At 61.6% G+C, this 17,747-nt stretch carries 16 protein-coding genes; 11 read left to right on the forward strand and 5 right to left on the reverse strand.

The features are described from left to right. Positions 1-78 precede the first annotated feature (78 nt). Both EY713_RS11050 and EY713_RS11055 read right to left on the reverse strand, forming a co-directional pair. Positions 79-903 (reverse strand): IS3 family transposase, encoded by an 825-nt coding sequence (locus EY713_RS11050; protein ID WP_245572688.1) that lies wholly within the window; start codon positions 901-903, stop codon positions 79-81. Next, on the reverse strand, positions 876-1,223 hold the full coding sequence (locus tag EY713_RS11055; RefSeq protein WP_131113309.1) for a transposase: 348 nt from the start codon (positions 1,221-1,223) through the stop codon (positions 876-878). Before EY713_RS11055 ends, EY713_RS11050 begins: the two co-directional genes overlap by 28 nt. A gap of 167 nt (positions 1,224-1,390) precedes the next feature. On the opposite strand from EY713_RS11055, the gene EY713_RS11060 reads away from it, so the two are divergent. Together EY713_RS11060 and EY713_RS11065 are read left to right on the forward strand one after the other, a co-directional pair. Further along, positions 1,391-2,830, forward strand: a complete 1,440-nt coding sequence (locus EY713_RS11060) for an FAD/NAD(P)-binding protein (protein WP_131114822.1) — start codon at positions 1,391-1,393, stop codon at positions 2,828-2,830. Between the two features lie 115 nt (positions 2,831-2,945). Continuing rightward, positions 2,946-4,118: a zinc-dependent alcohol dehydrogenase gene (locus tag EY713_RS11065; protein WP_131114823.1), complete on the forward strand. Its 1,173-nt coding sequence runs from the start codon at positions 2,946-2,948 to the stop codon at positions 4,116-4,118. A 98-nt stretch (positions 4,119-4,216) separates the two neighbouring features. Here the strand turns inward: EY713_RS11065 and EY713_RS11070 are convergent, their stop codons facing one another. Then, positions 4,217-4,849, reverse strand: a complete 633-nt coding sequence (locus tag EY713_RS11070) for a TetR/AcrR family transcriptional regulator (protein WP_131114824.1) — start codon at positions 4,847-4,849, stop codon at positions 4,217-4,219. A gap of 92 nt (positions 4,850-4,941) precedes the next feature. On the opposite strand from EY713_RS11070, the gene EY713_RS11075 reads away from it, so the two are divergent. From EY713_RS11075 to EY713_RS11105, 7 genes are all read left to right on the forward strand, one after another. Then, entirely contained in the window at positions 4,942-5,688 is a 747-nt protein-coding gene (locus EY713_RS11075) for an SDR family oxidoreductase (RefSeq protein WP_131114825.1), read from the forward strand. A gap of 205 nt (positions 5,689-5,893) precedes the next feature. Beyond that, positions 5,894-7,201, forward strand: a complete 1,308-nt coding sequence (gene blh, locus EY713_RS11080; RefSeq protein ID WP_131119582.1) for a bifunctional sulfur transferase/dioxygenase Blh — start codon at positions 5,894-5,896, stop codon at positions 7,199-7,201. A gap of 129 nt (positions 7,202-7,330) precedes the next feature. Next, positions 7,331-8,227 carry a haloalkane dehalogenase gene (locus EY713_RS11085; RefSeq protein ID WP_131114826.1) on the forward strand — a complete coding sequence of 299 codons (897 nt, stop codon included), beginning with the start codon at positions 7,331-7,333 and terminating at the stop codon, positions 8,225-8,227. A gap of 17 nt (positions 8,228-8,244) precedes the next feature. After that, entirely contained in the window at positions 8,245-8,946 is a 702-nt protein-coding gene (locus EY713_RS11090; RefSeq protein ID WP_131114827.1) for an SDR family NAD(P)-dependent oxidoreductase, read from the forward strand. 888 nt (positions 8,947-9,834) lie between these two features. Continuing rightward, entirely contained in the window at positions 9,835-10,398 is a 564-nt protein-coding gene (locus EY713_RS11095; RefSeq protein WP_131114828.1) for a DUF1993 domain-containing protein, read from the forward strand. A 182-nt stretch (positions 10,399-10,580) separates the two neighbouring features. Then, positions 10,581-11,357, forward strand: coding sequence for a dienelactone hydrolase family protein (locus EY713_RS11100; RefSeq protein ID WP_131114830.1), 777 nt, complete (start codon positions 10,581-10,583; stop codon positions 11,355-11,357). A gap of 328 nt (positions 11,358-11,685) precedes the next feature. Further along, the gene (locus EY713_RS11105) at positions 11,686-12,075 is read left to right on the forward strand and encodes a cupin domain-containing protein (protein WP_131114831.1); all 390 of its coding nucleotides are present in this window, start codon (positions 11,686-11,688) and stop codon (positions 12,073-12,075) included. Between the two features lie 106 nt (positions 12,076-12,181). Here the strand turns inward: EY713_RS11105 and EY713_RS11110 are convergent, their stop codons facing one another. Further along, positions 12,182-12,709, reverse strand: coding sequence for a GNAT family N-acetyltransferase (locus EY713_RS11110; protein ID WP_131114833.1), 528 nt, complete (start codon positions 12,707-12,709; stop codon positions 12,182-12,184). 309 nt (positions 12,710-13,018) lie between these two features. On the opposite strand from EY713_RS11110, the gene EY713_RS11115 reads away from it, so the two are divergent. After that, the gene (locus EY713_RS11115) at positions 13,019-13,618 is read left to right on the forward strand and encodes a TMEM175 family protein (RefSeq protein ID WP_131114835.1); all 600 of its coding nucleotides are present in this window, start codon (positions 13,019-13,021) and stop codon (positions 13,616-13,618) included. 294 nt (positions 13,619-13,912) lie between these two features. After that, on the forward strand, positions 13,913-14,101 hold the full coding sequence (locus EY713_RS11120; protein ID WP_131114837.1) for a hypothetical protein: 189 nt from the start codon (positions 13,913-13,915) through the stop codon (positions 14,099-14,101). Positions 14,102-14,232: 131 nt separating this feature from the next. On the opposite strand, the gene EY713_RS11125 is transcribed toward EY713_RS11120, so the two are convergent. After that, complete coding sequence (locus tag EY713_RS11125; RefSeq protein ID WP_165491097.1) at positions 14,233-17,514, reverse strand: DEAD/DEAH box helicase; 3,282 nt, start codon at positions 17,512-17,514, stop codon at positions 14,233-14,235. Positions 17,515-17,747: the final 233 nt, after the last annotated feature.

Consider the following 17,747-nt stretch of genomic DNA (forward strand, 5'->3'; position numbering starts at 1 on the left):
TGCGGCAAAAACGAACGACGGTCGGAAAAGATCGCATTGCGACCGATCTGTGGAGTGGGCCCCTTCCGGTGGACGGTTTTAAGCCGCCGACTTGACCGTCTGCCGGGTGAAGTAATCCTCGAACTGTTTTGGGCTGAGATAGCCGAGGGCAGAATGCAGCCTCGTAGCGTTGTAGGTCTCTTCGATGAAGCGGGGAAGGTGTTCGGCCACATCCTCGAACGTCTCGAAGGCCATCGGGTAGACCGCCTCGACCTTGAGGGTCTTCATGAAGCTTTCGGCCTTGGCATTGTCGTATGGATTGCCACGTCTTCCCATAGATCCTTTGAGGCCGCGGGCCGCGAGTTCGTCGCGGTAGACCTTGGCAGCATATTGCGATCCTCGATCCGAGTGATGCACGCAACCGGACGACGGTTTGCGATCCACAACGGCAGCCCTCAGAGCCGCCAGGGTCAACCGGGCATCGATCGATCGGCTCATGGCATAGCCCACGACCCTTCTCGACCAGGCGTCGAGGACAATGGCAACGTAGACGAATGAGCCGACCACTTGAACGTAGGTGATGTCGGCGACCCAGAGTTGGTCTGGCCCGTTCAGCGCCATGTCCTGTGTCAGATTGGCGAAGATGGGATGATCGTGATCACTGTCGGTCGTGATGGTTGTGCGCCGTCGGATCCGCGGTTGCAGGTCATGCTCGCGCATGAGCCGGCGGACCTTCTTGTGATTGACCACGAGACCCTGCTGCCCAAGAGCTGCTCGAACACGACGCCATCCGTAACGCTCGAACTCTTCGCAGATCCGCCACATCGCTTCGACAAGGGCGGTTTCGTCGACGGCAGCCACCGGCCCGTCATAGAACGTGGAGCGAGCAAGACCCATCAGCCGGCACCCCTCTGCGACAGACAAGCCGCAGGGCCTGCTAAGGACACGGGCACGCTTTTCGGCCGGAGAGATGCATGAGAAGCCCCCTTTAGAAAGTCCAGCTCGAGAGCCTGTTTTCCGACCAGCCGCTCAAGCGCTGCGATGCGCGCCTCATAGGCCTGCAGAAGGTCTGCCGCGCCCAGGTCCTGATCGAGCGCCCCCGCCTGAAACTTATCTACCCAGATCCGGATCAGGTTGCGTGACAGATCGTGGCGCTTGGCGAGACCATGCAGGGTCTCGCCAGCCAGGTACTCCTGGACAACCTGTCGCTTGAATTCGACGCTGTGGGTTCGGTGTTGACTCATGGACTTTCATCTTTCGAAAGCCCGACCTCCGGTCAATCGACGATCGCCAACCTGTCCATTGTCAGGGGCCCACTCCACTGCAGGGTCAATAGTGGTCCGAGCTGGAGCGCAGGGGCCGAAGGCGCCATGACGGGCGAACCTGGGGCGAGCAGGAGTGATGTCGACCGATGATCGAGCAGCCCGGGCACATCAGGCAGCCGAGCCAAACCATGCGGCTTATCGTGATCGGCGGCGGCTATACTGGCGCGGCCGTCGTAATCCATGCGATTCGCACGACATTGACGCCGCTTTGGATCGATGTCGTCGAGCCCCAGGCCGACCTCGGTTTCGGCACGGCCTATGGCACGCTCGATCCGGTGCATCGCATCAACGTGCCGACCAACAAAATGTCGGTTCTTCCCGACGACGTCGATCATCTCACTCGCTGGTTGTTCGATCATCAGGCGTTGCCCGATGCCGCCAGCACGGACCCTCAGGGTCATCACTACGTGCCGCGACATGCCTATGGCCGCTATATCGAGGCGACCCTACGCGAGGCGATCGTTTCCGCGCGCGATCGCGTGAGCTTTCGACACCACGTGGCCACCGCCTCGGCGGTAGATCCGTCGGATGAGCTCGGCGCGGCCTGGACCGTGACGCTCGCCGGAGAAGCCGAGCCGCTCCGGGGTGATGTCGTCGCTTTATGCACCGGCCACTCTCCCCCGCTGCTGCCTTGCCCCGTGAGCGCGACCGCGCTAGCCGACCCTCGGTTCATCCGCAATCCCTGGCGCCGCGACGCCTTTGCGCCGATCGGACGACTGGACGACGTTCTGATCGTCGGAACCGGATTGAGCATGGCGGATGTGATCGCTTCGCTCGACCGCGCCGGCCATTCTGGCGCCGTGACGGCTGTGTCGCGCCGAGGACTTCTGGCGCTTCCGCATGGCACCTTCGTCGACGGGATCGACTTTCTCGACGGATACGACCTGCCGCGAACCGCGCTCGACCTGCTTCGGCTCGTCCGCCGACGCATGCGCGACGCCGCTCCGACGCCGGGATGGCAGGCGATGGCCGACGCGTTTCGATCACGCCTCCCCGAGATCTGGCGTGCGCTGCCCGCCAAGGAGCAAAGACGCGTCGTCCATCGCCTGCTGCCCTTTTGGGAGGTGCACCGCTTTCGTATCGCGCCCCAACCGCATGAGCTGATCGAGCGGCACCGCGGGCTCGGCCGACTGAAACTCGAGCGAGCGAGCATCGTTGGCATCGATCAGGACGGGGGCCGCCTTGTCGCGACATTGAAGCGTCCCGGTCAACGACGAAACGAGCGCTTCTTTGACGCCATCGTGCTCTGCACGGGACCCGGCAAAGCGATCGCCGACGTGCCACTTCTGCGTCACCTTCTCGATCGCGGTCTCGCGCGGCCCGACGCGATCGGGCAGGGGATCGAGACCGATCTCGGGAGCCGGATCCTCAATTGCGAAGGGCGGGCTCAACCTGGCCTCTTGGCGATCGGGCCGCTTACGCGCGGCAGTTTTGGCGAGATGACCGGGGCACCCGATATCGTGCGTCATATCGCGCGCGTGATGGTTGGGCTGCTCGAGCCGGTGTCGAGCGACACGCTAGTTTGAGCGGTCCGTTATCAGACGCTTGAGCCGAGCCCCGCATCCACCAAGCTGAGCCGGAGGAACGGAACGACGGATGTCGAGTTTTTGGGGTTCCTACCCCAAATCAAGAGACCCCGTCATGAAAGCTCTCTGCTGGCACGGCACCAACGACATCCGGTGCGACACCGTTCCTGATCCCAAAATCGAAGAGGCGCGCGACGTCATCATCAAGGTGACGAGCTGTGCGATCTGCGGGTCCGACCTGCATCTCATGGACGGCCTCATGCCGACCATGAAGAGCGGCGACATCCTCGGACATGAATTCATGGGAGAGGTCGTGGAGACCGGCTCGGCCCATACGAAATTCAAGAAGGGCGACCGGATCGTCGTTCCGTTCAATATCAATTGCGGCGAGTGCCGTCAGTGCAAACTCGGCAACTATTCGGTGTGCCAACGCTCGAACCGCAACGCCGCCATGGCGGCCGAGCAGTTCGGCTACACGACCGCAGGCTTGTTCGGCTATTCACATCTGACCGGCGGATATTCCGGCGGGCAAGCCGAATATGTGCGCGTACCGATGGCGGATGTCGCACCCATGAAGGTGCCGGACGGCATGACCGATGAGGAAGTGCTGTTCCTGACCGATATCTTTCCTACGGGATATCAGGGTGCGGAGCATTGCGAGATCAAGGGCGGTGAGATCATCGCGATCTGGGGATGTGGTCCGGTGGGTTTGTTCGCCATCCAATCGGCGAAGGTGCTGGGCGCCGAGCGGATCATCGCGATCGACACCGTCCCCGAGCGGATCGCGATGGCGCGCAAGTCCGGCGCGACCGACATCATCGATTTCGCTCAAGAGGATGTTTACGAGCGCATTGTGGAGATCAGCAAAGGCGAAGGCGCCGATGCGGTGATCGATTGCGTCGGCATGGAAGCGAGCGCCGGGCATGGACAAGCGGGTCTTTTGAGCGCCGCCAAAGAGAAGCTGGTTCCGTCCGAACGCGTCTATGCGCTTGAGCAGGCCATCAAGGCAGTTCGCCCCTGCGGCATCGTCTCTGTCCCGGGTGTCTATGGTGGCCCCGTGTCGGTCAATATGGGGCAGATCGTGCAGAAGGGTCTGACGCTTCGGAGCGGCCAGACGCATGTGAAGCGTTATCTCGAGCCCCTGACCAAGCTGATCCAAGACAAGAAGGTCGACACGACATCCCTGATCACGCATCGAAGCGATAAGCTGGAGGATGGTCCGGACCTCTACAGCATGTTCAAGGCCAAGAAGGACGGCTGCGTGAAGGTCGTGTTCCACCCGACCTGAACCGATCGATCACGCCGCGGGCAATCTCCGAGCGCTCGATCGTTGGCGTTCCGTGAGGAAATGAAGGCTGCTCGCTTCGAGCGACATGCCAACCAGCTTCAAGCGCCCAGCACCGCATTGTCCCGCCGCGACAGGAGCACCACCTCGGCGCCTTCATCGGCGTCTTGGAGGAGCGTCTCGCGCGGCGTGCCGATCCGCGCCCGCATCGAAAGCCCTTGGATAAGATCGAGAACCAGGCTCGCGCGCGCGGCAACAGGGAAATCAGCCGGGATCTCTCCCGCGCTGATCCCCTCGCGGAAACGGCATTCCACGAGCGCCGCGGTGGCATCAGCCGAGTCCCTTAGGGATAGTCGGACCTCGGCATCGTCTACGAGTGGTGCGATGCAGCCGAGAAGACATCCCGGCGCGGAGTCTTCCTCGGTCGCACTTTCCACGGCATATCGCAGGAGGCCGCGGATCGCATCACGAAGCAATTGCGGCGTGAGCAGTGCAGCCGCGGCGCGCGTGCCTTTCGTTTCGGCGTAAGACCGGAGGACGCGCAAGAACAACGTCCGCTTATCGCCAAAGACGGCATAGAGGCTCGGCCGTCCCACGCCCATTGCGGCAACGAGATCATCGATCGTCACGCCGTCGTAGCCTTTCGACCAGAACACCTGGATCGCCTTGTCCAACGCCTGCTGCTCGTCGAAGCCGCGCGGCCGTCCACGCGGCTTGGCGCTATTTTGAAACATTCAGTTCAAAACTCCTTGCAGGGTCCCGCTAATTTTCGTACCAGACAGTTCTAAATTGTCACGCGGCCCTCACATCGCAAGGAGACTACAGCATGCAACGGTATGACGCGAAACGGGCTGTCATCATCGGCGGCACAAGCGGCATTGGGCTCGCGACGGCGAAGATGCTCGTCCAGGGAGGCGCGCGCGTTGTGGTGACGGGGCGCTCGCCGGCCGGCCTGGAGTCGACGCAGAAAGAGCTCGGGGCGGCCGGCATCGTGGTATCGAGCGACGCGCGCTCGTTGACGGACCTCGATGTCCTCGCCTCTCGGGTGAAGTCCGAGTTCGACACCTTCGACCTGCTCTTCGTCAACGCCGGGTTCAGCACCTTCGCGCCTCTCGCGGACACGACCGAGGCGGCCTTCGACGAAATGTTCAACCTGAACGCCAAGGGACCGTTCTTCGCGGTCCAGAAGCTCGGGCCGCTGATCAACCAGGGCGGCGCTGTCGTCCTCACGACCTCGACCGCAAACGTCAAGGGGATGCCGATGATCGCCGCCTATGGCGGGGCCAAGGCCGCGCTGCGATCCTTCGCGCGGACGTTCGCCGCTGAGCTGCTTCCGCGCGGCATTCGCGTCAATGCGGTGTCGCCCGGCCCCATCGAGACGCCGATCATCGGCAAAGCCTTTCCCGATAAAGCAACGGCCGACTACCTCACCGGGCAAATGCGCGATGCCAATCCGATGAAACGCTTCGGAACGCCTGATGAAGTCGCCAAGGCCGTCCTCTTCCTCGCTTTCGACGCGACCTACACGAACGGCCTCGAACTTCCGGTCGATGGGGGTTGGTCGCAGCTCTGAGGGCCTTAGGCCACCGCCACGTGAGTCAACGCGCGTTCCGTCCATCGATCGATCTTCAATTGAGATCGCAGTCGTCATGGGCGGGACGGGCGGCATCGGCCTGGCGGCGTCCGAGACCACTGACTCTCACAATCGCACATCTCGCGGGGTTAAGGCGTGACCTCGCTCCTTTAAAAAGGATTCCAGAGTGTCGAATTCCGTTTCGATGCATCCGTCTGCGACGCAGATATCGGACAAGCTCTTCGTCGCGCCTCAACCGGATCTCGCGGACTTTCCCGACCTTGCCGCTGCCGGGTTCGTCGGCGTCATCAGCAATCGTCCGGCGAACGAACAACCCGGTCAGCCGAGCCCTGCGGCCGAGCGGCACGCGGCCGACGAAGGCGGCCTATCCTTCCACTTCATTCCCGTGACGGCATCGACCATCACCGAGGCCGATGTGCGAGCGTTCCAAAAGGCCGTGTCTGAGGTTTCCGGCCCCGTCTTCGCGCATTGCAAAAGCGGCGTCCGCGCCGCGAGCCTCCATGCCATCGGCGAAGTGCTGGACGGGCGATTGGCCCAGCAAGACTTGGCCGATCTCAGCACCAAGTGGGGCGTCGATCTTTCAATCGCCGCCAAATGGCTGGCCCGCGATGTGGAGCGGCGGCCGCGCGTCAAGGGCTTCTTCGATCCACGCACGTTCAGCGTGCAATATGTCGTGTCGGACCCAGCCACTCACCAATGCGCCATCATCGATCCAGTGCTGGATTTCGATGAGAGGTCGGGCTCGATCACCACGACGAGCGCCGATGCCATCCTGCGATACGTTGCGGAGGAGAAGCTGACTGTCCAGTGGATCCTCGATACACACCCGCATGCCGACCATCTCTCATCGGCCCACGACCTGCGTGAGAAAACCGGCGCGCCGACCGCGATCGGCGCGCATGTCCGCGAGGTCCAGCGGCTGTGGCAGGTCATCTATAATTGGCCCGAGCTGAAAACCGATGGCTCGCAATGGGACCACCTGTTCGAGGATGGCGAGCGTTTCACCATCGGGACGATCGACGCACAGGTTCTATTTTCCCCTGGTCATACCTTGTCATCGATCACCTATCTGATCGGCGACGCGGCCTTCGTGCATGACACGTTCTTCATGCCCGATTCCGGAACCGCCCGCGCCGATTTCCCGGGTGGCAGCGCGGAGCAGCTGTGGGACTCGCTGCAGGCGATTCTGGCTTTGCCGGAGGACACGCGGCTCTTCACGGGCCACGACTACCAGCCTCTAGGCCGGGCGCCGCGCTGGGAAAGCACGGTCGGCGAGCAGAAGGCGCGCAATATCCAATTGGCCGGTGTGGACAAGCCGGCTTTTATCGGAGCGCGGCAGGCGCGCGACAGAAGCCTGCCGATGCCGAAGCTGATCCTGCAGGCCCTGCAGGTCAACATCATGGGCGGCCGCCTGCCAGAGCCGGAAAGCAATGGCCGCCGCTATCTCAGACTACCAATCGACGCCTTTGGGGAGGTCTCCTGGGAGACGTAAATCTAGGACCGCGCGGGCGAGCGGCTTGGGCGCCCTGAACAGGATCTGCTCTTCGACCGCGTCAGACGGGCCTCAAGCGGCGAACGAAGCGAACGAGATCGAAACCGCAAAACCGATAGGATCGTAACCATGAAGCTGAGCGACGCGCCCTTCGCCGAGAAGAAATTCATGACCGTCCATGGTCAGCGAATGGCCTATATCGACGAGGGCGACGGCGATGCCATCGTCTTTTCGCACGGCAATCCGACATCGTCCTATCTCTGGCGCAACATCATGCCAGCCTGCCGAGGGCTCGGCCGGCTGATTGCCTGCGATCTGGTCGGTCAGGGAGATTCAGATAAGCTGCAAAATTCCGGTCCTGACCGATACGGCTACGTCGAACAGCGCAGCTTCATGCATGCGCTTTGGGATCAGCTCGATCTCGGTGACAACATCATCTTCGTCGTCCACGACTGGGGCTCGGCGCTCGGCTTCGACTATGCGAGCAAGCATGCCGATCGGGTGCAGGGCATCGCCTACATGGAATCGATCGTCATGCCGCTCGAGTGGAGTGACTTCAGCGAATCCATACGTCCTGCCTTCGAGGCGATGCGTTCTCCCGCAGGCGACGCGATGGTCCTGCAGGACAATGTCTTCGTCGAGCAGGTCCTGTTCGGAACCATTGGTCGGCCACTCTCCGATGTCGTCAAAGCGGAATATCGCAGACCGTTCCTGAACGCCGGGGAGGATCGGCGGCCGACCCTGAGCTGGCCGCGCCAGATCCCCATTGCGGGTGAACCGGCCGATGTGGCCGAGGCGGTCAAGGCCTATTCGCGATGGCTGGCGACCAGCTCTGTGCCGAAGCTCTATGTCCACGCAACGCCGGGCATCGTCGATAGCAGTCCGAACCAGGTCGCCTTCTGCCGGACCTTCCCGAATCAAGAAGAAATCCAGGTGGAGGGAAACCATTTCATTCCCGAGGAGGCCCCCGACGTTGTCGCGCCGGGCGTGGCCACCTTTGTCCGCCGCCTTCGCGGCATCGCATAATAACAGCGAGACACTCAATGGCCGACTTTCCCTATCGCTGCGCCTTGATCATCGGCGCCGGACCAGGCATCAGTGCTTCGCTTGCGCGGCGTTTGTCTCAGATCGGCGTGCAAGTCGGCCTCGCCGCTCGCGATGTCGAAAAGCTCAAACCGCTCGCGGAGGAGACCGGCGCCGCCGTCTTTGCCGTCGACGCCTCCCAGCCGGAGCAAGTGGCGCAGCTGTTCCTCGATATGGAGAGCCAGGTCGCGGAGCCCGATATCGTGATTTATAACGCGAGCTCGCGCGTCCCCGGTCCGCTCTCGAGCGTCGATCCCGCCGCGGTCGCGCAATCAATCGCCATCACCACGTTCGGCGCGTTCTTGGCCGCCCAGCAGGCCGCGAAGCGAATGGAGGCGAAAGGGCATGGAGCGATCTTCTTCACCGGCGCGAGTGCTGGCATGAAGGGTTTCGCCCAATCGGCGGCGTTCGCGATGGGCAAGTTCGGACTGCGTGGGCTCGCTCAGAGCGCCGCAAGGGAGCTCGGCCCGAAGGGGATCCACGTTGCGCATTTCAACATCGACGGCGGCGTCCGCTCACCGCGCCGACCGGATCCCAGCGATCAACCTGACAGCACGCTCGATCCCGACGCCATCGCCCAGACGTACATCGACGTCCTCGCGCAGCCGAGAAACGCATGGTCGCATGAAATCGACCTTCGGCCGTGGACAGAACGATTCTAGAGGCTGAACCGAAATCATGTGTTGGAGCGGAGGATTGCGAGGCTCACGGACGAGGTGCGGGAAGCCCTTTCGTCTCGTCCTCTGAACTCTGCTGCCTCGTGACCCCAATCGGCTGATGCGGCCCAATTCTGCTGGCGCGCGACAGGATCTCCACGCGTGGATCACGCTTCAGATGCGGGAAGAGGTGCCAAGGCGGTACGAGATCTAAGGGGACCTCGACGTCGATCAACCACCCCAGCAGTCCGCGCGCGAGGGCGTCGAACACGACGCCGGAGCTCGCGACGGCCTCAGCGAGCGAAGTGAAGACCCGGGGGATATTCCAGTTGCGGCGAGAGACGACGCCTTTGCGCCATCTCGGTCGTAGAGCCCCGCGATCTGGAACCCAGCTTTGCGATAAGCCGGCAGGTGAGCGTCGGCCACGATGCCGCCGGTGCCGATGATGACGATCGGCCGCTGGTGAGCCGGCATCGCAGTCGGCGAACGTACCAACGCTTTAACCGACGAATTCGGGCTGCGATAGCAGGCCCAATCCGGCATATGATGTGAGGCCGATGCTGCAAGCCAAGAACCCGCTTGCACGTCCCTCAAGGTCGACCGGAAGCGGTGGTGGCGATCGGATCGATGTTTATCCGCAGCAAGGGACGACGAGCGTGGTCTGGGCCGCAACGACACGTGGCGTCGATCCGGGCACGCAGGTGTTGCGAAGTCTGCAGAACGACAGCATGTCATGCCCCCGATCCCGAAATCGGACGGATCGGCGCCGATCTCTTTGCGACAAGGATGAGTCGGATCGCTTCTGATAAAGCTCATTAGCAGAATCGGATGGATGCTCTCGACCCCTGACGCAGAGCATTTCATCTGGACCCTGACGTTAGAGTGGAGGTTTTCATGTCACTGACCGAACTTCTTGTTCCGACCTTCAAGAATATGTTGCGGACGCTCTCCGGCCTGCTCGAAAAAGCGGAACAGCAAATGCCCGACCGGGCGGAGGGCCTGCTGGCGGCACGTTTGACGGCAGACATGTACCCGCTGTCATCCCAATTACGCTTCGCTGCCTATCAAGCCCAAGAGGCTTCGCTCAGGTTACGGGGTGAGAGCATTCCGTCGTCGCTTGTCGACGTGGCAACCGAAGGACGTCATGCCGGCGATGTGCCTGGATCGCTGTCGCAAGCCCGCGCTCGGATTGGCGAAGCGCTGTCGTTTCTGGATGGCCTTTCCGGCGACGCGCTTGATGCGGGTGCCATTCTGCCGATCACGCTCGAGCTTCCGAGGGGTATTTCGTTCGATATGACCGGCGAAGACTATGCGCGAGATTGGGTGCTCGCTCAGTTCTATTTCCATGTCGTCACCGCTTACGCCATCCTGCGTCAGCAAGGTGTCGAGATCGGGAAAGCCGATTACGTGCCTCACATGTTTGCCTATCTCCGACCGGGAACAAGGCCGTCTGCCTAAGCCATGACCGACAGCTTGCGGCTTTGTCAGCCAGACAACTGTCGGTCCGCAGACCCTCTTGCAACCGATGCTGCCTTCGGTTGCCAGCGATCACCGATTTTTTGGAGACGAGTGACTGCTTTCGCCAAATTCAGACATTAAAGCAGCTGCTTTTAAACCCCAATTGAAAGGTGACGTCGACAATGACATCCGTTTCAATCACGCGACGCGCCGCAGTCTTGACCGCTGTTTTTAGCATCATGGGAAAAAGCAGCGGTTCGGCCGCGTCGGCGCCAACTCTGGTCACCGAAAGGCTGACGCTAAAGGGACAGCCTCTCGAGTTGAAACGGTATGGAGCGGCGAGCAGAGGTAAGCGACCGACGGTTCTCCTGCTGCACGGCTCCAAGGGGCTGGATGCGAACTATCAAGCCTATGATCGCTACGCCTGCGATCTTGCAGGCGCCAACATCGACACGTTGCTATTCACCTATTTTCAGCCGGGAGAGCTGAAAGCGATCAATGAGGCTCAAAATGCGTCCTCTCGGGAGGTGGAGTATGCTCGATCTGTCGATCGATGGGTTTCTCTCGTGAGGTCTGTCGCAAGCATGGCTCGTGAGCATGAGAATAGCTCGGGTTCTGTGGGCCTCCTCGGCTTTTCGCTTGGGGGATTTGTTGGCGTTGCAGCGGCCAGCGACCCAATGTTTTCCGTCCTCACCGTGTTTTACGCAGGACTACCCACTTTCTATACACGACGTATCGACCATCTGCCGCCGCTGTTGGACATCCATGGTGATGCTGATCGATCAGTGTCCTTAAGCCAGGGCTCAAAGCTTGTAGAAACAGCCAAGCGCCTCGGCGGTGTCGCGGAACTCGTTGTGTTTCGAAACGAAGGGCACGGCTTCGATCTCGATCTCTCCAATCGAGATGCGTTCAATGCCCGGCAGCGTGCGATTGCTTTTACGGCTCAGTGGCTTCGCTAGCGGCTGCTCATGAAAGAGACGCGAGCCTCGTGATCGAAAGTCTGTGTGCAAGAGCACTGAAATTAAGCTGTTTGAGTGCCCCACCAACGTCCGTTTCCACGGTCTGCGACGATGGTCGCTTCCCATCCATCGTCGAGATTGGCCGCGGTCCGATTCATTCTGATGATCAGAGATCCCGGAGCCAGGTGGCTTCTCTGGATCCAACTCGAATAGTGTCTATCGCAAGACCAGCACGACTTGAGATAAATGGTTTCAACCCGCATCAGAGGCGTGGGCACAGCCCAGCTTGCTCCGTGGTAAGCAACGCAGATCAAAGGAGCGAGCCGCAATGAAATGTCTGCGCATTTATGCGACTCCGGACGGCGAGTCGCATTTCGACGATGTCGAATTGCCAACAACGAAGATGTCGGTGCACCCCGATGCTGTGCCGTTTGACGTGACCTCCAGTTACCCAGCATCCCACGTCCGGATCGCCCGCATCCCTGCCGGCATGCGCGAGGTTGCCTGGCACACAGTTCCAGACCCGAACCTTTGTGTCAGGCTAGATGGTTCGGTTGACTATGAGACGAGCGATGGAGACATGCGCCACGTCCCGGCGGGTCGTTTTGTTTTAGTAGAAGACACACACGGCAAGGGACATCTGTCACGCCACTCCCCCGAGGCGCAAACTGTCATTTGGATTTCGCTACCAAACGGCCTCGACATGCCGCCGATTTAGTCCGGTCGGGCATATCGTCCGCGTCAATGCCAAGAGTTTTCATCGCACCATCAGCTGATTGAGGCACACATTCCTGGAATGATACGCTGCTATCGACAGAGAGCGCTCATTGGAGCGGGGGTGGATCTGACCTGAGCAACGCATAATGGGCGGCGTCCCATCTGACCGTTCCTAATCGAGCCAAGGAGCGGCGCACGCCTTCGCGTAAAAACCCGAGCTTTTCATAAGTACGGATAGCAGGTTCATTAAATGTATAAACGTTCAACTCAATCCGTTCGATCCGCTCGTCGACAAACGTTGTATCGATAACCTTTTGAAGGAACGGGTGGGCCAACCCCCGACCTCGTTCTGCAGGACTTATACCGATAAAACCGAGGAGGACGACCCCCTGATGCCAATCGATGATTGTCGTAGCGGTGGCAACGAAAGCACCATTGACTTCGCCGGCCCACATTCGTCTTTTTGGCTCGTCGCCTTCCGTTTCTTTAAGAAAGGCTATGATTTGAGCCTCGTCTAAGGGAAATGTCCGGGCCGGACTTCCCCATTGAGCCAAATCCTCCGCTGTGGGGAACCAGGTCAATAGAGATGCAATATCGTCATAACGGAATGCGCGTAGAAGCAACTGGTCCTCCATTTTAACACCTTTGATCAGGTACGCCTTCGTGACCTGTTTGACCGTCGGCCGAGGCTACCAAGGTCGATAGCAACGCATGGACTCCTCGATAAAGACTGCCGTCCTTATGCGTGAATGGCCACGTCTTGCCTGCGCCAACACAGCCTGGATATCGTCAAAAGGGTAGCTCAGGGTCAGCCCTCGTTGATAGCTGCGCTTTACGCAACTCGGTCATTCAACGACTTACATTTGTAGCCGGGCAGCGGATATGAACTCGAGAGAAGAGCCGATCGTCGCCCCTGCCGGGTCGCCAGGGAGTTGGGAGTCGTGATGGGCAAAGAGCGTATGCTGGCGTTTACGGACGGGGTGATCGCCGTGATCATCACGATCATGGTGCTTGAACTTAAGCCGCCAAGTGGGACCACACTGGCCGATTTGGAGCACCTGTGGCCGGTTTTCCTGGCCTACGTCATGAGCTTCACCTACGTGGGAATCTACTGGAACAACCACCATCATCTCTATCAGCTGGTCGAGCGCGTCAGCGGCGGGATCATGTGGGCGAACCTGCACCTGCTGTTCTGGATTTCCCTGATCCCATTTGCGACCGCGTGGGTGGGCGAGCACGAGGCGGATCCCTGGCCGACCGCTGTTTATGGACTGTCGCTGCTGATGGCGGCTTTGTCTTGGTGGCTCATGCAGACCGTCATCATGCGTGACCAGGGCGCGGCGTCGCCGCTGCGGACCGCGGTCGGGTGGGATTGGAAGGGGAAGCTAGCGCCGGTCTTTTACGCGGCGGGCATCGGGCTTTCCTTCGTGCATGTCGCGCTCGCCGATGTTGCCTATGCGGCCGTGGCCCTCCTCTGGCTCGTGCCTGACCGACGGATGGAACGCATGCTGTCGACCACCCCATCAGGAGGATCGCCGCCGTAACCGGCGCGCAAAGGCGGCTTGAACACGATTGTGTTCTCGGGAGGGAGGCGAGAGACACGGGCCACCTCTCATTGCAGCACCGTCGACAAGAAGGACGGCTGCGTGACGACCGTATTCCACCCGACCTGAACCGATCACGGCGCGAGACGCGACGTCTCCCGAACTCTTGAAGCACGCCTCGCGCCGATATGCCCCGTCGGATAATAAACATCTCGTTAACGATCGGACCATGGAGCTAAACGCGACAACTCGCGTTGACGTCCCGAGCCTCATCAAACCTTTCAGGCCTGAGCGATGACCAAGTCACAGACCACCACCTTTTCGTCCGATCGCATTCGCATCGGCGCCGCCGCCTGGGTGCGTCCGAGCATCGCCGATGTGGAGGAGGTGGCTCGCGGGTTTCGCGCCATGCCGCGACCGAGCCCCTCCTATCTCTATCGGCAGGGCCAGGCTCGGTCAGCACCGTCGGATGCCGTCGCCTAAGCGTCTCTCCGCCCGATCCATCTGGTATCGTCGAGCGCGTTTGATAACTGTTTGAAGTCTAGGCGCTGTCTCACCGGCAGCGCCTTTTTTTGCATAAGGGGACAACTAACCCGCTCCGATCTTGGCGTCAGTCAGGTTGGGCTTGTGTCGAACAACTCGAGACATGCGACCGCAAGGCTGAGCCTTTCTTCGGTAGCCACTTTGGTGCAATCGAAAACCACCCGCCCGTTTCGAATTTCGAAGCCGGCGCGAGCCTGCAGCGGGATGTGAGCGAAGAGTTCATCTGCTGCGCGGCCGAGACGCGGCGTGAGAGCGATCGCCTTTGGGCCGCCATCGACGCGGGCGATGCCAAGTTGGCGGCACAGTCCCTTGAGGCGCGCGAGCGTCAATAGCTCACCGACGGCCTCCGGAATTGGCCCAAAGCGGTCTTGGATCTCATCGCTCATGGCATCGACGTCGCTGGCCTCCATCGTCCGCGCGATGCGAGCGTAGAGATTGAGGCGGACCTCCGGCTCCGGCAGATAGTCCGGCGGCAAACGCCCCATCGTTGCGATGTGGATCTCGGGTGACCAATTCTCGGCGTCGTCGTCGCGGGCTGTGCGGATCGCGAGTTGCAGCAGATGCTGATAGAGCCCCAGCCCGACCACACGCACACGCCCGGCCTGATCCTCGCCGAGCAGGTCTCCGGCGCCCCGAGAATCGAGATCGCGTGCGCTGATCGCCATGCCGCTTCCGAGGCGATCCAGGGTCGTCAAGGTTGCCAGCCGTTGCTCGGTGGCTGTTGGCAAGGGCTGGTCCGAGCGGGTCATCAGATAGCATGTCCCCTGCCGGCTGCCGCGCCCGACGCGTCCGCGCAATTGATGCAATTGTGCGAGCCCAAAGCGTTCGGCGCCGCAGACGATCATCGTATTGGCGCGCGGCACGTCGAGCCCGCTCTCGATGATGCTGGTGGCCAACAAGACGTCGGCCTTGCGATGCGCGAAGGCCATCATGGCGGCATCGACCTCATGGGCCTCCATCTGTCCGTGCCCCGTCAGAATGGTGAGTTCGGGGACATGCGCTGCAAGATCTGGAGCGAGTTGGTCGAGATCCTCGATCCGCGGCACGACGACGAAACTTTGGCCGCCATTGGCCTTCTCGTGCATCAAGGCGATGCGGATCGTTGCCATATCGAACGGCGCCACCAACGTGCGGATAGGGCGGCGTCGCGCCGGGGGCGTGGCGATGACGCTGAGGTCTTGCAAACCGACGAGCGCCGATTGCAGTGTTCTTGGGATCGGCGTCGCGGTCATGGTCAGGACGTGGATACCCGTCCCGAGTTCACGGATCCTGGCCTTGTCGGCTGTGCCGAACCGCTGTTCCTCGTCGACGATCAGCAGGCCGAGATCCTTAAACGCGACGTCGTCACGGGTCAGTGCATGGGTTCCGACCACGAGGCGCACGGACCCATCGGCGAGCCCTTGCTTGACCGCGAGCGCCTCCGCCGCGGAGACCATTCTGGAGAGATGCGCGACTGGGATGCCGAACGCAGCAAAGCGCTGCTCGACCGTGTGAAGATGCTGCCTGACCAACACGGTCGTGGGCGCCACGAGCGCCACCTGCCGCCCCGCGAAGACGGCGGCGGCGGCCGCTCTCAGCGCCACTTCGGTCTTGCCGAAGCCGACATCCCCGACCACGAGCCTATCCATCGGGCGGCCGGATGCGAGATCACGCAGCACGTCGTCGATCGCATGGATCTGGTCCGGCGTCGGCCCATAGGGAAAGCCGGCGACGAACCGCTCGTAGTAGCCGCGCGGCGGCACGAGTTTTGGCGCGACGGTCTCGTCGCGACGACGGGCGAGGGCCACGAGACCGCGCGCGGTCTCGGTCACGTCGTGGCTGATTTTGGCCCGTCGTTTCTGCCACGCATCGGTGTCGAGCCTGTCGAGCGTGATGCCGTCTTGCTCGGCGCCATAGCGCCAGATCCGGTCCATCTCCTCCACCGGGGCGAGCAGGTCGGTGCCCTTGGCGTAATCGAGCCGCACCGCGTCGCGTCCCGCCGCTGCGCCGGTTTCGATGGTTTCGAGGCCGCGCAAGATGCCGATCCCGTGGTCGGCGTGGATGACGAAGTCGCCGAAAGCAAATTCGCCGTCTCCCATATGCCAGGGGATCGGAACGGCGTGAAACGAGGAGGCCCGCGCCTGATGTCCCAGCAGGTCCGCGGCAGTCACCAAGGCTACTCCGCCGTCGCGATCCTCGAAGCCATGGTCTGCGGATAAGCGCATCAGCAGGATCGAGTCCGCTTTCGCTTCCGTCCGCTCGGACCATGCGTCCAGCCGCACCGGCTTGCGGCCCGACGCGCGTTCCGCTTCCTTGGCCAGGGTGGCGAGATCGCGCTCGCGTGCCGCCCCGAGCACGATCCGCAAGCCGGCGCGACGGGCGTCCTCGAGATAGGCCGCAAAAGCTTGCCCGGGCTTGTCATCGAGGCAGAACCGCGCCATCACGGCCGTCGGTTGCCGCTCGGGGAACGCTGCGAGGCGCGGGACGACCAGCTCGCTCCATTCATCCGGCGTCAGAAAAAGGCGGTGGGGTGGGAGCGCCTTGTGGCTCAGGTTCGGCGTAGCCGCATCGGCCGCGACCCGGTCGCGATAGGCCTCGGCGATCTGCTCGAACAGGTGCTCGATACGCCCATCGGCCTTCGGTTCAAGCATCAGGCTCGCGTCCGGCATCATGTCGAGCAGCGTCGTCATCGTCGGATAAGCGACCGGCAGCCAATGTTCGACGCCCGGAAAGCGTTCGACCTCGGTGCCATCCGGTGTTTGCACCAGTTCCGAAGCGGCACCGACCCTGATCTTGACCACAGACCCGGTGCTTCGTTGCGACACCGGATCATAACGATGGATGCTCGTGATCGCTCCATCGATCAGCGTGATGCGGAAGGGTTTCGACGCCGCGGTGAAGATGTCGATCACCTCGCCTCGGATCGCGACATGGCCGCTCGCGTCGACCCTGTCGGCATGGACGTAGCCGAGTCGACCGACCTTAGCCGCAAAGGCCTCGACATCGAGGAGAGTGCCGGTGCGAAGCACGATCTGATGCGCCACGGCATCGCCGGGCGGAACGCGCTGGACCAGAGCGTCCGGTGTCGTCACCAAGATCGTGGTACCGAGATCCTGCGGTGACGCGCCGAGATCGTGCAGCACGCGCATGCGGCGGCTCATGTGATCGGGTGAGGGCGGTGCCCGGTCGTAGGGAAGGCAGTCCCACGCCGGAAAGCAATGACAGGTGAGATCAGGTGCCATCTGGCCAAGGATGCGAGCGAGCGCCTCGCCGCGGTGGTCGTCGTCGACCGCGACGATCAAACCTTTTGGCTTTTCGCGTGTCATAAAATCGAGAAGTTCGATGGCCAAAAACGCGACCGGACGGTTCGACATCATCATCCTATCAGCAAGCGCGCGGGTGGTTCGATGGAGGGCAGACGCCAACGTATTTGCTCGCAAATGGCTCCCGACCGCAGGCGCAAGACGACGTCTTTGTGACCACATCAACCGGGCATCGAACGCCTCGTACAGCTGTGCCTATGAGACCTGATGGCAAGGACCGTGGCGCCCTGTCACACCGCTGCAACACCAACCTGATCCCGTCCGGGAATGCGTCGAGCGTCCTC

This window comes from Lichenihabitans psoromatis, from assembly GCF_004323635.1.
Taxonomy (GTDB): domain Bacteria; phylum Pseudomonadota; class Alphaproteobacteria; order Rhizobiales; family Beijerinckiaceae; genus Lichenihabitans; species Lichenihabitans psoromatis.